Genomic DNA, 14,086 nt, shown 5'->3' with positions numbered 1-14,086 from the left:
GTAGGCCGCACTGACGAACGGTCACATTTCGTCGGTGCCCTGCTGGCACTTGCGCCACCGTCTAGCCAGAGCATGCCAGCCGGCTGGCACTTGGCCTCATAGCCAGACGAAATCAACGAACTACAGTATTAGAACAAAGGGTTCTCAAACATGGATGACGCACACCCTACTGTTGGTTGTATATCCACTTTCAAGAGGCAGGCAGTTCAGGCGTCACGCAACGCCACTGCGATCGACCCGAAGCTCGACAGGGAAGCCAACGGGTATTCAGGAATAACAACAAGAAGGCGGTCCGCCATGTTCAGACAATCGAAAATTCGCCAAGCTGGGCTCATTCTCTTCGCCACGACTTTGCTGCTGATCCTGCCGAACCTCACACGTTTGTTCGGCTGACTGCCGCTGTGGCGCCAACAGGCAACGCACAGGTAACCTGCTGACCTTGATGGTCGGAGATTACCCATGCGCCACTGCCTTGCACTGTTAGTGTTGCTTCTGAGCCTGCCGCTGTCGGCGGCGCAACTGCACCTTGAACTGGGCGCCACGACGCGCCAGTGGAGCAGCGCCGAACTGCTCGACCACCCGCAGGCTCGGGACATCAGCATCGACCAGGACGTTTCCTACAAACAGCCCATGCACTATCGGGCGGTGCCGCTGGCCGCGCTGCTGGATGGCGTGAGTGCCAGCGACCACCTGCAGGCGGTGGCTCTGGACGGTTTTGCCGCCGAAATGCCGGCGGCGCCACTGTTGCAGCACGGGCCGGCACAGGCCTGGCTGGCGGTGGAGGAGCCGGGCCGACCGTGGCCACCACTGGGCCAGGGCAAGCCGAGTGCGGGGCCGTTCTACCTGGTGTGGACTGCACCGCAGGCCAGCGGCATCCGCCCGGAGCAGTGGCCGTTCCAGATTTCCACGATTCGCAAGCTGGCTTCTGTCGAGGCGCGTTTTCCGGCGCTGCTGCCCGACCCGAAGCTGTCGGCCGACAACCCGGTGCGCCGGGGCTTTGCCTTGTTCCAGCAGAACTGTCTGGCGTGTCATAGGCTGAACGGTGCGGGGGATGCACAGGTAGGGCCGGACCTGAATGTGCCGCATAACCCGACCGAGTATTTTCGGCCTGAATATCTACGCCAGCTGATTCGTGACCCGCAGAGCCTGCGGCAGTGGCCGCAGGCGAAGATGCCGGGGTTTGCAGAAAGTGTCTTGAGTGAAACGGAGCTGGATGAATTGCTGGCCTATTTGAGGCATATGACTGGGCGCAGGCCTTGAGGGCCGTGTGTGCTTCTTCGCGGGCTTGCCCGCTCCCACAGGATCACCACAGGCTTGAAGGCCGGGAGATACCTGTGGGAGCGGGCAAGCCCGCGAAGAAGGCAACACAAAACTCTCAGGCAATGGGCCGCTCCTGCTTGACCCCCCACCCTTCCACCTCACCGCCATAAGGTGTCACCAGCTGCTCGAAGGCCTCTTCGAAGTCGCCAATCCCGCCATGGGTGGCATACATGACCTTGCTCAGCTCCAGATGCCAGGCACCGTCGCCCAGCTCCTTCACCTGGGCATTCAGCGATTCACCGCGAAACTGCCCGGCCGCGCGGCGGGCCCCTGCTTCGTCGGGGAATATGGCGTAGAACTCGATGGGGTGGATCTGGGTGAAGTCGAAACCGCCTGCCTTCATCTGGCGCAGGACGTTGCTGCTGATATCGTCGTTCTGGCTGCTCATGAAACGTCCTCCTGAATAATGCGATGGATAGACTTTCCGTGCACTACGCACCTGCCGGCAGCGGCCGGGCAGTTCGAGCTGATGCAAGACGCGAAGGGATGCGGTGCCAACCCGCAGAATAGGCCGGCACCTTCTTGCAGCGTAGTGCCTGCCAGGGCACCACGCAAACGTGTGGTTCAGGGCGTTTCGTGGATGCTGGTGATGGTCACGCCACTCTGTTCCTTGAGCCAGCGTGCGGTGGGTGAAACAGTGCGGTCCTGGAAGTCGTTGAGGTCCAGCTCGTCCATCACCGGGAACAGGTGCGAACGGATGGCCCGCGCGGCGTCCTCCTCGCTGGGGCACTGGTCGCCGTGCAGCGTCAGGGTGGTGAGCACGCCCTTCTGGTCGGCAAAGATGACTTCCCACTCTTTCATTGAACGAACCCTCTAAGTCAACGAACACCGGGTGTGTGATGCCTGAAACAAGTGACCTTGAGGTGGGGAGAATGTTCAGTCTGAGGGATTTGTGTTGGGCCCATTCGCGGGCACGCCCGCTCCCACAGGGCCACCACAAGGTCCGAAACCTGTGCTGTACCTGTGGGAGCGGGCGTGCCCGCGAATGGGCCGTGAAACGGCCCCGATCTACTTCGGCGTGCCGTGCACTACACCGGCAGTGTTATCCAGCAAGCTCTTGGTCGCGGTCTGGATATACGCTTCCAGCTTCTTCAGCATTTCCGGCTGGTCCGGGCTTTCGATCAGCTCGGCCTTGAACTCGCTGCCCAGCTGGTAGCGGTACATGCGCGGGGTCATGTCCTTGGACTCGATCAGGATGCGGTCGCCCTGCACCAGGCCGACGATCTGCTCGCTGCCCGATGGCTTGATCATGCCCACGCCCTGGTCGCCCTCAGGCAGGTTGAGCAGGTCGCGGCCCCAGCACTGGTGACGGGCCTGGCCACCCAGGCGGCCCATGATGGTCGGCACGATGTCGACCTGGGTGCCCACGGTGTGGTTGACCGCACCGAACTTCTCCTGGATGCCCGGGGCAATCAGCAGCAGCGGCACGTTGAAGCGGCCCAGGTCCAGCTCGGTGACCTGCTGGTGGTTGCCAAAGCCATGGTCGCCAACGATGACGAACAGGGTTTCCTTGAAGTACGGCTCCTTGCGCGCCTTCTCGAAGAACTGCCCCAGCGCCCAGTCCGAATAGCGCATGGCGGTCAGGTGCTCGTCCAGGCGGCCCTGGCCGGTTACCGGCTCTACCGGCAGGTCCTTGGGCAGCGCGTACGGGGTGTGGTTGGACAGGGTCTGCAGCAGCGCGTAGATCGGCTTCTTGCCATCGTGCTTGGCCAGCTCTTCGGCGCCGCGGTCGAACATGTCCTGGTCGGACACGCCCCAGGTCGGGTCGGAGAACACCGGGTTGACGAAGTCGTTACGGCCAATGAAGGTGGTCATGCCCTGGTTGCCGAAGAACCCGGACTGGTTGTCCCAGGCAAAGTCACCGTTGTAGACGTACACGTCGTCGTAATCGCGGGCGCTGAGCAAGGCTGGCAGGCCGGACAGTTTGTGGCCGCCTTCCGGGGTCTGCATCAGGTATTCGAAGCCTGGCAGGTTGGGGAAGCAGGCCATGGTGGCGAACATGCCCTGGTGGGTATGGGTGCCGTTGGAGAAGAAGCGGTCGAACAGCAGGCCCTCTTTGGCCAGCTTGTCGAAGTACGGGGTGATGTTGTTGGGGCTGCCCAGCGCGCCCACCGAGTGGCCGGCGAAGCTTTCCATCAGGATCACCACCACGTTCTTGATCGGCAGGGTGCGCTCGGCCGGCGGCACGAAGTCGCGGCGGATTGCAGCCTCGTCGGCATCGACCAGGGTGTCGTTGGCGGTCAGCAGTTGCTCGCGCACGCTCTGCGTGGCCACATCCTGCTCCAGCACCGGCTTCCAGATATTGGCGCGGTCTTCGCCGAAGCGGCTCTTGGCAGCATCGATCAGGGTCAGAGTGCCGTTCAGGCCCAGCTGGTTGACGAAGTTGGAATCGGTGGTGAAGGCATCACCCCAGCGCATCGGCGGGCCCTGGCGCAGGGTGCCACGGGCAGCGACCACGGCCACCAGCAGGATCACCATGAACACCGCCAGGCGGTTGTACCACGGCGCCGCGCGGCGCTGCAGGGTGACCTCGCCGTCGCCATTGCCACGGGTCATGCGGTCGATGCCCTTGAACAGCAGGCTCAGCAGCCAGGTGCCGAACAGCCAGGCCAGCAGGTAGCGCACCACCGGGAAGCCGTACCAGAGCATGCTCAGCACGGTTTTCGGGTCTTCCTTGATGTACTGGAACACCAGGCCGTTGAGGCGCTGGTGGAACTCGCGATAGAAGTCCATCTCCATCAGGCCGAGGAACATCACCACGCTCGAGGTGATGGTCAGCCAGAAACGGAACAGGCCACGCCGGGCCATGGCCCAGGGGCTGAGGATGGCCAGCAGCAGCGGAATGCTGATGTACACCACCACCCGCAGGTCGAAGCGCAAGCCGTTGAGGAAGCCTTCGGCGACGGTCGCGTTGGGGGTATCGCCGATCATGTCGCTGTTGTAGACCAGCAGCGCCAGGCGCACGAGGCTGAGCATCAGCATGATCACCAGGCCGCTGAGCAGCGTGTAGGCCAGGTGGGATTTCAGGGTGGGCGAGAACGACGCTCGCGCGCCCCGTTGCTTCAAGGCGTCCGGGTTAGCCATGAATGGGAAGGTCCTAGGATTGCGGGTTTGCGGAGATGGCGCAGGTGTATACCAACGCAGCATTGTGCGGGTGCGGATTCTGTTTAAACCAATGTGAAAATTTTGTCACGGGGGTGTTGCCGCTTTTGTCTGTTACGGCCTCTTCGCGGGCACGCCCGCTCCCACAGGGAGATCACTGCCCTCGGTGCCGGTGATATCCCTGTGGGAGCGGGCGTGCCCGCGAAGAGGCCAGCACAGCCATTCAGATCCGCACATTCCCCCGCGGCCCGGCAATCGCCCAGATCACCAGCCCCACTACCGGCAGCAAGGCGATCAGCAGGATCCACAACACCTTTATGCCCACTTCGCTGCCACTCTTGATCACATTGAGGATGGCCCAGATATCCAGCGCCAGGATGATCAGCCCGACAAGGCTGTTGAACGTCGACCCCATGCCTAAACTCCTGTCCAGAGGCTTTGCCACAGCATAGCCAGCTATCACGTCGATAGAAGGGAATCCTTGGCCGTTTGCGCGGGTCACTGCTTAAACTGCTGTATCCATTGATTTCGAGGTTGCCATGCCCCCCGCTCATACCCACCCCGTTGCCCTGCCCTCGCCCGTCAGCGCCTGGCGCCAACAGATGCACGACAACCCATGGATAGGTGCCGGCCTGGCCCTGAGCCTGCTGGTCGTACTGGTACTGCTGGGGGCAAGCCTGTGGAACGCAGTGAACGGCGACCACGCCGAAAACCTGCATCTGGCCGCACTGGGCGGGTTGTCCGGCTTTGGCGCCACGGCGCTGGGCGCGGTGCTGGCGGTGGTGCTGCGCGATGTCAGGGCGCGCACCCAGGATGTGATGCTGGGTTTTGCCGCCGGCATGATGCTGGCGGCCAGTTCGTTTTCGCTGATTCTGCCGGGCCTGGATGCCGCCCGCGAAATTACCGGCAACGGCCCGGCCGCAGCCTTTACCGTGGTGCTGGGCATGGGCCTGGGCGTGCTGCTGATGCTGGGCCTGGACCGCTTCACCCCGCATGAACACGAAAGCACCGGCCCGTGCGGCCCGGAGGCCGAGCGCATCAGCCGGGTGTGGTTGTTCGTGCTGGCGATTACCCTGCACAACCTGCCTGAGGGCATGGCCATTGGCGTGAGCTTTGCCAATGGCGACATGAACATCGGCCTGCCGCTGACCAGCGCCATCGCCATCCAGGACATCCCCGAGGGGCTGGCCGTGGCGCTGGCCTTGCGCGCTACCGGGTTGTCGAACCTGAAGGCTGCGCTGGTGGCGATCGGGTCGGGGCTGATGGAGCCGCTGGGTGCGGTGATCGGCCTGGGGATTTCGACCGGCTTTGCCCTGGCCTACCCGGTGAGCATGGGGCTGGCGGCGGGGGCGATGATCTTTGTGGTTAGCCACGAGGTGATTCCCGAAACCCACCGCAATGGGCACCAGACAGCGGCGACCCTGGGGTTGATGGGTGGGTTTGCGGTGATGATGTTCCTGGATACCGCACTGGGCTGACTATTCAGGTTGCCTGAACCGGCCTCTTCGCGGGCTTGCCCGCTCCCACAGGACTCCACTGCCCTCGGGCCCAGTGATTATCCTGTGGGAGCGGGCAAGCCCGCGAAGAAGCAAACGCTGAAATCAGATGTGCACGGCCACCTTCAGGGCCTCCAGGGCCGGCTCGACCTTGATCCCCACCTCTGCCCCCAGCTCCAGCACCCGCGCCAGGTCGTTCTGCCCCACCATCACCATCTGCAGCTCGTCATCCAGCAACTGGCTGAAGTTGAGCAGCACATAACCACCGGCCTCTTTGTTCAGCGCGCCCATCTGCACCTGGATGCGGTTGAGTGCGGTCAGCGGCTCGGTGCGGGCCAGCTGCTTGGGCTTGAGGGTGAACGGCACGCTCTGGTCGAACGAATCGCTGATCTGCTGGAACAGGTCCTGGTAGCTGTCGGCCTGGAACACCACGGTGTCCGGCAGGCTGCCCAGCACCACCCATTCGCCCAACGGGATGGGGAAGCTGTCGTCGTAGTTGATGTCGGGGTTGGCGGCCAGGAAGGCGGCGGGGTCGGCGTAGGCCTGGGCGGCCTCGTCGGCGATGCGCTCGATGTCTTCCTCGCGCATGCAGCCAGCGCCAATGAGGCTGATGAATTCGAGCAACTGAGTTTTCATGAAAGGGGGCCTGCGACGGGTGAAAAGTCGCCAAGGATAGACGCAAATGCCCCCTTGCGGTTAGCCGGCCAGCACTTGCAGGCGCGCTGCGGCGTCCACGGCCCCCATGGTTTGCGCTGCCATCAGCGCGGTGGTACCACGGGCATCCTGACGGGCCGGGTCGGCCCCCTGGGCCAGCAGGTAGTCGAGGATTTCGCTGCGGTTGAACATGGCCGCCAGCATCAGCGCGGTGCGGCCATCCTGCGCGGCGGCATCCACCGGTACGCCGTGCTCCAGCAACAGGCGGATCATGGCCAGGTCGCCCTTGAACGCGGCACCGGCGATGGGTAGCTGGCCGTTATCGTTGGCAATCAGCGGGTCGGCGCCATGCGCCAGCAGCACGCGCACTGCGTCGTGGTGGCCGTGGTAGCTGGCCAGCATCAGCAGGGTGTCACCCTTGTGGTTGCGCAGGTTGGCCGGCAGACCGCTGGCAAGCAGGCGCCCGAGCATCTCGGCATCGCCTTGGCGAGCACGTTCGAACACCTGCTCGGCGAAGGCGGCGGTTTCGTCGTCGGTCATGGTGGCAGGCGTGGGTTGGCTGGACATTTGGAACCTCCTGGCAGAAATCGTTGCCCAAGTCTTTGTCAGGCAAGGCTGCCGGGTCAAAGGTTCAGATTCTATCGGGCCGATAGCTGGCCAAGGGTCGTGCAATATGCACTGTGCAAAATGCACGACCGTGCAGCTTGCACGACAGCGCTTCCGAAAAAAATACGTAAATAACTGAATTTAAAGGGATTTTTCAGAAAAAAATTCCTGGCACGGTCACTGCAACGATCAACTCACGTCTGCCACGCAACAGCCAGGAGTTGATATGGACCTCATCCAGGAAAAGTTCGTTTCGGTATTTTCGGCCTACCAGGTTAATACCCAGGCCCGGCCCGACGGCGGTGTGCTGCTGACCCTGCGCGCTGCTGATGGCAAGGTCACCCGCCGGGTACTGACCTATACGCAATTGCACAGTGCCGAACAGCTTTCGTGGGCGATCAGTGCGATTCGCCGGGATCTGGCGGAACAGGCCAGTGAACTGCCGGTGATTTCGATGCTGCAGAGCCAGCAGCGGTTTGCCTTGCCGACTTATCGCTGAGTTTTGTGTTGGTTTATCTGGCCTCTTCGCGGGCTCGCCCGCTCCCACAGGCATAGCGCGGCCCTCAGGCTCGGCGATATACCTGTGGGAGCGGGCGAGCCCGCGAAGAGGCCGGCAAAGCCATCACAACTCATCAATGCCCAGAAACGCCCGCGCAGTCACATCCCCGGTAAACCTCGGCTGCATCCCCTGTTCGCTGCCATACAACCGCAACGCCAGGCAAAACGGCGCATTGCCCAGCTCGACCCAGCGCCGGGTCCCCGCTGGCACCACCAGCTGGTCACCCTTCTCGCACAGCACCGAATACACCCAATCCCCCAACCGCAGGCCAACCTGCGCCCGCCCGCTGACCACGGCAAACACCTCGTCGGCGTCATGCACATGCTCATCGCGCGCGTCCACCTGCGCCGGGGCCTCGCCGTCACGGTTGAGCACCACGAAGGCTTTGCTGCCATGCGCTGTCATCAACTGGTCCAAGTGCTCGCGGCAGGCCTCCAGCACCTCGTCCTGGGCCGTACCCGGGCGCACCCGCAGGCCATGCTCGGCCTGGGTAAAGCGCACGCCCTGTTCGGCCAGGGTGGCGGCGATGTCGTCGTGGTGGGTCAGCACCTTGTTCGGCAGTTCCGGGCTGGAGGGGTGGAAAACGCTGAGAATGCTCATCAGGGGCGGGTCCTGGTCGGTTGCGAACAAAGGGCAATGATAACGGCTGCAGCCAAGGCTGCGGCACTGGCCATACCAAAGGTGAAGGTGGGCCCCAGCAGTTTCCAGCTGTAACCCGAATACAACGCCCCCAGCGCACCGCCAGTGCCCGACAGCGCCGCATACAGCGCCTGGCCCTGGCCCTGCTGACGGGCGCCGAAGCTTGCCTGGACGAAAGCGATGCTGGCGGCATGGAAGCAGCCGAAGGTGGCAGCATGCAGCACTTGGGCGAACACCAGCACCGCCGGCTCACCGGCCAGGTTGCCCAGCAACAGCCAGCGCAGCGCCGCCAGCACGAAGCTGGCCAGCAGCACCTGCTGCACCGAAAAGCGCGCGAAGATGCGGCTCATGGCCATGAACACCAGTACTTCGGCCACCACCCCCAGTGCCCACAGCAAGCCAATGGCACCCCGGGCATAGCCCAGATGTTCCAGGTGCAGGGTGAGGAAGGTGTAGTACGGCCCGTGGCTGAGTTGCATCAGTGCCACGCAGGCGTAGAACGCGATCACCCCGGGCGCCCGCAGCTGCTGCAGGAAGCCGCCCGCGCCGCTGCGCTCGGCCTGCTCCACCGGCTGGGCATTGGGTACCCACAGGCTGGCGGCGACGATGCCGGCCATGATCGTGACCAGCGCCACCGGGTAGATATCCAGGCTCAGCCACTCGAACAGCCGGCCCAGGCCGACCACGGTGAGGATGAAGCCGATCGAGCCCCACAGGCGCACCTGGCTGTAGCGCGAGGTTTGCCCGTGCAGGTGAGCCAGGGTGATGACCTCGAACTGCGGCAGCACCGCATGCCAGAAGAACGCGTGCAGGGCCATGACCAGCGCCAGCCAGGCGTAGCTTTTGCCGAGGAAGATAAGAGCGAAGGTGGCCAGGGTCGACAATGCGCCCAGGCGCACGATCAGCAGGCGCTGGCCGGTGCGGTCACCCAGCCAGCCCCACAGGTTGGGGGCGATGCAGCGCATGAGCATGGGGATGGCCACCAGCTCGCCGATGCGTGCCGGAGAGAAGCCCAGGTGGTCGAAGTACAGCGCCAGGAACGGGGCGGTGGAACCGAGCAGGGCGAAGTAGAACAGATAGAAGCTGGACAGGCGCCAGTAGGGGATTGGTTGCATGGGGTGGCCTATGGGGTTGCCGGTACTGGCCCTATCGCCGGCAAGCCAGCTCCCACAGGTACCCCACAATGTTCAGGCTTGTGGTAATCCTGTGGGAGCTGGCTTGCCGGCGATAGGGCCAGTGCAAGCGAATCAGAGCTGGCCCAGCACCGGGGTATTCACCTTCACATCGGCATTCTGCGCGCGGTGGCGCAGCAGGTGGTCCATCAGCACGATGGCCATCATCGCCTCGGCGATCGGCGTGGCGCGGATGCCCACGCACGGGTCGTGGCGGCCTTTGGTGATGACGTCCACCGGGTTGCCGTCGATGTCGATGGAGCGGCCCGGGGTGGTGATGCTGGAGGTCGGCTTCAGCGCCAGGTGGGCAACGATCGGCTGGCCCGAGGAAATACCGCCGAGGATGCCGCCAGCATTGTTGCTGAGGAAGCCTTCCGGGGTCAGTTCGTCACGGTGCTCGGTGCCGCGCTGGGCCACGCTGGCGAAGCCGGCGCCGATTTCCACGCCCTTGACCGCGTTGATGCTCATCAGCGCGTGGGCCAGTTCGGCGTCGAGGCGGTCGAAGATAGGCTCGCCCAGGCCCGGCATGACGCCTTCGGCGACCACGGTGATCTTGGCACCCACCGAGTCCTGGTCACGGCGCAGCTGGTCCATGTAGGCCTCCAGCTCCGGCACTTTGCTCGGGTCAGGGCTGAAGAAGGCATTCTGCTCCACCGACTCCCAGGTCTTGAACGGAATTTCGATCGGGCCCAGCTGGCTCATGTAGCCGCGCACGGTGATGCCCTGAGTGGCCAGGTATTTCTTGGCGATGGCACCGGCGGCCACGCGCATGGCGGTTTCGCGGGCCGAGCTGCGGCCACCGCCGCGGTAGTCGCGGATGCCGTACTTGTGGTGGTAGGTGTAGTCGGCGTGGGCCGGGCGGAACAGGTCCTTGATCGCCGAATAGTCCTTGGACTTCTGGTCGGTGTTGCGGATCAGCAGGCCGATCGAGCAGCCGGTGGTGCGGCCTTCGAACACGCCGGAGAGGATCTCCACCTCGTCGGCTTCCTGGCGCTGAGTGGTGTGCCGGCTGGTGCCGGGCTTGCGCCGGTCGAGGTCGTGCTGCAGGTCGGCGAGGGAAATTTCCAGGCCCGGTGGGCATCCATCGACAATGGCGACCAACGCCGGGCCATGGCTCTCGCCAGCGGTGGTGACAGTGAACAGCTTGCCGTAGGTATTGCCGGACATGGACGCTCCGCGAGATCTGCCTGAAGTGAACGAAAGCGGCAGTATACAGATGGATTGATCGCCTGTGCTGGCCTCTTCGCGGGCTCGCCCGCTCCCACAGGTACCCCACATGACTCAGGCTGTGGTAAACCTGTGGGAGCGGGCGAGCCCGCGAAGAGGCCGAACCTGCCAGGCAAGGCCCGAGAACCTTCCCGCAAACACTGGGTCAAACCCTCATCTCCCCATGTAGTACCGCATGATGTCGCGCCTCGTCGCCCTCTTCTTCCTGCTGTGCACCGGCCTGGCCCAGGCCGCCGCCCCCACCGTGCTGCAACGCCCGATCGACCTCGACACCGGCCAGGGCGTGCTGCACGGCAGCCTGCTGCTGCCGCAACAGCCCACCCCGCCACCGGTGGTGCTGATCATCGCCGGCTCCGGCCCCACCGACCGTGACGGCAACAACCCGGCGTCAGGCCGGGTCGACAACCTCAAGCGCCTGGCCCTGCTGCTGGCCAACGAGCACATCGCCAGCGTGCGCTACGACAAGCGCGGGGTGGCCGCCAGCCAGCCGGCCACGCCCGACGAGCGTGACCTGAGCGTGGAGCGCTACGTGGCCGACGTGGTCGCCTGGAGCCACAAGCTCAAGGCCGACCCGCGCTTTGGCCCGTTGATCCTGATCGGGCACAGCGAAGGCGCGCTGATCGCCAGCCTGGCCGCCGAGCAGGCCGGCGCCAGCGCGGTGATTACCCTGGCCGGCAGCGGCCGGCCGCTGGCCGAGGTGCTGCGCGAACAGCTGGCCCAGCGCCTGCCGCCGGCACAACTGGCCGGTGGCAGCGCCCTGCTCGACCGCCTGCAGGCCGGGCAGACCAGCCTGGAGGTGCCGGCGCCGCTGCGCCAGGTTTTCCGCCCCAGCGTGCAGCCCTACCTGATTTCGCTGTTCCAGCAGAACCCGGCGGCGGCCTTTGCCCGCCTGCCCATGCCCGCGCTCATTGTGCAGGGGCGCAACGACGTGCAGGTGGGCGTGGTCGATGCCGAACGGCTGAAGGCTGCCAAGCCGGATGCCCAACTGGTGCTGATCGATGGCATGAACCACATGCTGCGCATCAGCCCCAAGGCGATGAGCCAGCAGCGCGACAGCTACCTCAACCCTGAACTGCCGCTGGCAAGGGAGCTTGGCGAGCAGATTGTGACGTTTATCCAGCATTTGCCTTCTGCCTGACCCTCAGGTCTTGGCCGGTACGGCCGATATTTCAGTATTAGCGGAATTTTGGGGCCGCTGGCGCGCCCCATCGCCGGCAAGCCAGCTCCCACAGGAACACAATAGGCCTGAATGCCCTGCGGTCCCTGTGGGAGCTGGCTTGCCGGCGATGGGCTGCGCAGCAGCCCCTGCCGCATGCCCGTACCCAAGGACAAGCCCTGATGACAACCGCCCCCGCCGCCGTAGAGCCGGCCGAAGAGCCCGAGGAAAGCACCGCCCTGCCCTGGGCCGAGCTGGCCGCCGAACATTTCCAGCTGTTGCGCCTGGCCGCCCTGCCCACCGACCGCAACACCGGCGCACGGCCGCTGCGCTTTGTGCAGTTCGGCTATGCCGAACGCCACGACAAGGCCCACAGCCTGTTGCGCATGGAAATCCAGCTGCCCGGGCAGAAGGTGCACAAGGAACAGAACCGCCTGGACATTCGCGTCGACCACACCGCGCGCCTGGTGCGCATCGGAAATGAACATGGCCTGCAACTTGAGCCGCTGAACCGTGGCATCGGCCGCTTCCTGCTGGCTCAGGCCGCGCAGTGGCTGCAGCGCAAGTGGTCGCACTACCAGATCGAGGGCATGGCGCTGCCGAGCAAGGATGCGCTGAACGAAGACTCACGCCTGCGTCGTGACCACTGCCTGCGCGGCATGGGTATCGAGGTGGAGTACGAGGACAGCCAGCATCTGAAGGGCCGTACCGTGGAAATGACGGTGGGCCAGCTCAAGGGCGCGTGGAACAGCGAGCGCTTGCAGCGAGTGGGGATACTGGATGCTGCCGGCCTGCTGCAACAGGCTGACCAGCAGTTGCAGGAGAAGGAAGGGCAACTGCGTGAGCGGGATGAACGGGTTGCCAAGTACCAGCGTGAAGATAGTGGGTTGCGCTTTACCATTACCTGCCTGGTGGCGTTTGCGGTGTTCCAGGCCGGGTTGCTGATCTGGATTGCCACGCGCTGACACCGCGTTGCCTGCTTCGCGGGCTTGCCCGCTCCCACAGGAATTGCGCAAAGCCTGAGGACAGCGCTGTACCTGTGGGAGCGGGCAAGCCCGCGAATGGGCCCTGAAGTCAGACCCGGGCCTTGAACAGTTCCTGATGCTGGCGGCACTGCTCGGCAGTCAGCATGAACACCCCATGCCCGCCGCGCTCGAACTCCAGCCAGGCAAAGTCCACTTCGGGGTACAGCGCCTCGACATGCACCTGGCTGTTGCCCACCTCGACAATCAGCAAGCCCTTGTCGGTCAGGTGGTCCGCCGCTTCGGCCAGCATGCGCCGCACCAGGTCCAGGCCATCGTTGCCACAGGCCAGGCCCAACTCGGGCTCGTGGTGATACTCGGCCGGCATGTCGTCGAAGTCTTCGGCATCGACATACGGCGGGTTGGACAGGATCAGGTCGAAACGCTGCCCCGGCAAACCGCCAAAGCCGTCGCCCTGCACGGTGTACACGCGCCCGTCCAGGCCGTGGCGTTCGATGTTCTGGTTGGCCACTTCGAGCGCCTCGAACGACAGGTCGGCCAGCACTACCTCGGCCTCGGGGAACACGTCGGCGGCAACGATGCCGATGCAGCCAGAACCGGTGCACAGGTCGAGAATGCGCGCCGGCTCGCTCGCCAGCCACGGCTCGAAGCGTTTCTCGATCAGCTCGCCAATCGGCGAACGCGGCACCAGCACGCGCTCGTCGACGATGAACGACATGCCGCAGAACCAGGCCTCGCCCAGCAGGTAGGCGGCCGGCACGCGTTCTTCGATACGGCGCTTCAGCAGGTGCTGCAGGCGTACCCGCTCGTCGTCCTCGAGCATGCAGTCCAGGTAGCTGTCAGCCACCTCCCACGGCAGATGCACCGCCCCCAGTACCAACAGGCGGGCCTCGTCCCAGGCGTTGTCGGCACCGTGGCCGAAGAACAGGTCGTGCTCGTGGAAGCGGCTGACCGCCCAGCGGATGTAGTCGCGCAGCGTGCGCAGGCGGGATGTGATCACGGGGTACTCCTAATTCAGACCGGACAAAAGTCTAACAGCCCCACCCGCACATTTGTTCCTTTGCCTTACCCAATGGCTAGCCACAAGCCAGTAACCATGCCGCTTGCGTTGTCAACCATTCCCATTGGCGCCAAGGCAGGGGAGAATAGGTATACAAAAGCCCTATCCAAGG

16 protein-coding genes are annotated in these 14,086 nt (G+C 64.3%); 6 read left to right on the top strand and 10 right to left on the bottom strand.

All coding sequences use genetic code 11. The features are described 5' to 3' along the window. Window positions 1-150 precede the first annotated feature (150 nt). Window positions 151-393, top strand: a complete 243-nt coding sequence (locus B2790_RS20185) for a hypothetical protein (protein WP_182328634.1) — start codon at window positions 151-153, stop codon at window positions 391-393. Between the two features lie 66 nt (window positions 394-459). After that, window positions 460-1,260 carry a c-type cytochrome gene (locus B2790_RS20180; protein ID WP_286919602.1) on the top strand — a complete coding sequence of 267 codons (801 nt, stop codon included), beginning with the start codon at window positions 460-462 and terminating at the stop codon, window positions 1,258-1,260. A gap of 115 nt (window positions 1,261-1,375) precedes the next feature. Here B2790_RS20180 and B2790_RS20175 read toward each other — a convergent pair whose 3' ends face one another. From B2790_RS20175 to B2790_RS20160, 4 genes are all read right to left on the bottom strand, one after another. After that, window positions 1,376-1,708 carry a ribonuclease E inhibitor RraB gene (locus tag B2790_RS20175; RefSeq protein WP_003260395.1) on the bottom strand — a complete coding sequence of 111 codons (333 nt, stop codon included), beginning with the start codon at window positions 1,706-1,708 and terminating at the stop codon, window positions 1,376-1,378. 176 nt (window positions 1,709-1,884) lie between these two features. Beyond that, window positions 1,885-2,121, bottom strand: a complete 237-nt coding sequence (locus B2790_RS20170; RefSeq protein WP_025338164.1) for a hypothetical protein — start codon at window positions 2,119-2,121, stop codon at window positions 1,885-1,887. Between the two features lie 207 nt (window positions 2,122-2,328). Next, window positions 2,329-4,404 carry an LTA synthase family protein gene (locus B2790_RS20165; protein WP_025338163.1) on the bottom strand — a complete coding sequence of 692 codons (2,076 nt, stop codon included), beginning with the start codon at window positions 4,402-4,404 and terminating at the stop codon, window positions 2,329-2,331. Between the two features lie 241 nt (window positions 4,405-4,645). After that, complete coding sequence (locus B2790_RS20160; protein ID WP_012271091.1) at window positions 4,646-4,837, bottom strand: PLDc N-terminal domain-containing protein; 192 nt, start codon at window positions 4,835-4,837, stop codon at window positions 4,646-4,648. Between the two features lie 124 nt (window positions 4,838-4,961). On the opposite strand from B2790_RS20160, the gene B2790_RS20155 reads away from it, so the two are divergent. Continuing rightward, entirely contained in the window at window positions 4,962-5,900 is a 939-nt protein-coding gene (locus B2790_RS20155) for a ZIP family metal transporter (protein WP_085590062.1), read from the top strand. 123 nt (window positions 5,901-6,023) lie between these two features. Here the strand turns inward: B2790_RS20155 and B2790_RS20150 are convergent, their stop codons facing one another. Both B2790_RS20150 and B2790_RS20145 read right to left on the bottom strand, forming a co-directional pair. After that, a complete protein-coding gene (locus B2790_RS20150; RefSeq protein ID WP_015269356.1) occupies window positions 6,024-6,554 on the bottom strand; it encodes a hypothetical protein in 531 nt (176 codons plus the stop codon). Window positions 6,555-6,614: 60 nt separating this feature from the next. Next, window positions 6,615-7,139 (bottom strand): ankyrin repeat domain-containing protein, encoded by a 525-nt coding sequence (locus tag B2790_RS20145; RefSeq protein ID WP_025338159.1) that lies wholly within the window; start codon window positions 7,137-7,139, stop codon window positions 6,615-6,617. A 265-nt stretch (window positions 7,140-7,404) separates the two neighbouring features. Here B2790_RS20145 and B2790_RS20140 point away from each other — a divergent pair, with 265 nt between their 5' ends. Further along, the gene (locus B2790_RS20140) at window positions 7,405-7,677 is read left to right on the top strand and encodes a DUF3509 domain-containing protein (protein ID WP_025338158.1); all 273 of its coding nucleotides are present in this window, start codon (window positions 7,405-7,407) and stop codon (window positions 7,675-7,677) included. Between the two features lie 123 nt (window positions 7,678-7,800). On the opposite strand, the gene B2790_RS20135 is transcribed toward B2790_RS20140, so the two are convergent. The 3 genes from B2790_RS20135 to aroC form a co-directional block, all read right to left on the bottom strand. Beyond that, window positions 7,801-8,337 (bottom strand): oxidase, encoded by a 537-nt coding sequence (locus B2790_RS20135; RefSeq protein ID WP_286919601.1) that lies wholly within the window; start codon window positions 8,335-8,337, stop codon window positions 7,801-7,803. After that, a complete protein-coding gene (locus B2790_RS20130) occupies window positions 8,337-9,491 on the bottom strand; it encodes an MFS transporter (RefSeq protein WP_286919600.1) in 1,155 nt (384 codons plus the stop codon). The genes B2790_RS20135 and B2790_RS20130 overlap by 1 nt, the downstream gene beginning before the upstream one ends. A 132-nt stretch (window positions 9,492-9,623) precedes the next feature. Beyond that, window positions 9,624-10,715, bottom strand: a complete 1,092-nt coding sequence (gene aroC / locus B2790_RS20125) for a chorismate synthase (RefSeq protein ID WP_196176892.1) — start codon at window positions 10,713-10,715, stop codon at window positions 9,624-9,626. A gap of 235 nt (window positions 10,716-10,950) precedes the next feature. Between aroC and B2790_RS20120 the strand changes: the two genes are divergently transcribed. Both B2790_RS20120 and B2790_RS20115 read left to right on the top strand, forming a co-directional pair. After that, window positions 10,951-11,913, top strand: coding sequence for an alpha/beta hydrolase (locus tag B2790_RS20120; RefSeq protein WP_084785076.1), 963 nt, complete (start codon window positions 10,951-10,953; stop codon window positions 11,911-11,913). A 200-nt stretch (window positions 11,914-12,113) separates the two neighbouring features. Next, window positions 12,114-12,896, top strand: coding sequence for a hypothetical protein (locus B2790_RS20115; protein WP_085665305.1), 783 nt, complete (start codon window positions 12,114-12,116; stop codon window positions 12,894-12,896). Window positions 12,897-13,005: 109 nt separating this feature from the next. Here B2790_RS20115 and prmB read toward each other — a convergent pair whose 3' ends face one another. Then, window positions 13,006-13,914 (bottom strand): 50S ribosomal protein L3 N(5)-glutamine methyltransferase, encoded by a 909-nt coding sequence (prmB, locus tag B2790_RS20110; RefSeq protein ID WP_015269350.1) that lies wholly within the window; start codon window positions 13,912-13,914, stop codon window positions 13,006-13,008. Window positions 13,915-14,086 lie beyond the last annotated feature (172 nt).

It is taken from the genome of Pseudomonas sp. UBA6753 (genome assembly GCF_002453565.1).
GTDB classification, from domain to species: Bacteria; Pseudomonadota; Gammaproteobacteria; order Pseudomonadales; family Pseudomonadaceae; genus Aquipseudomonas; species Aquipseudomonas putida_Z.
This window is presented reverse-complemented; position numbering and strand designations above follow the sequence as displayed.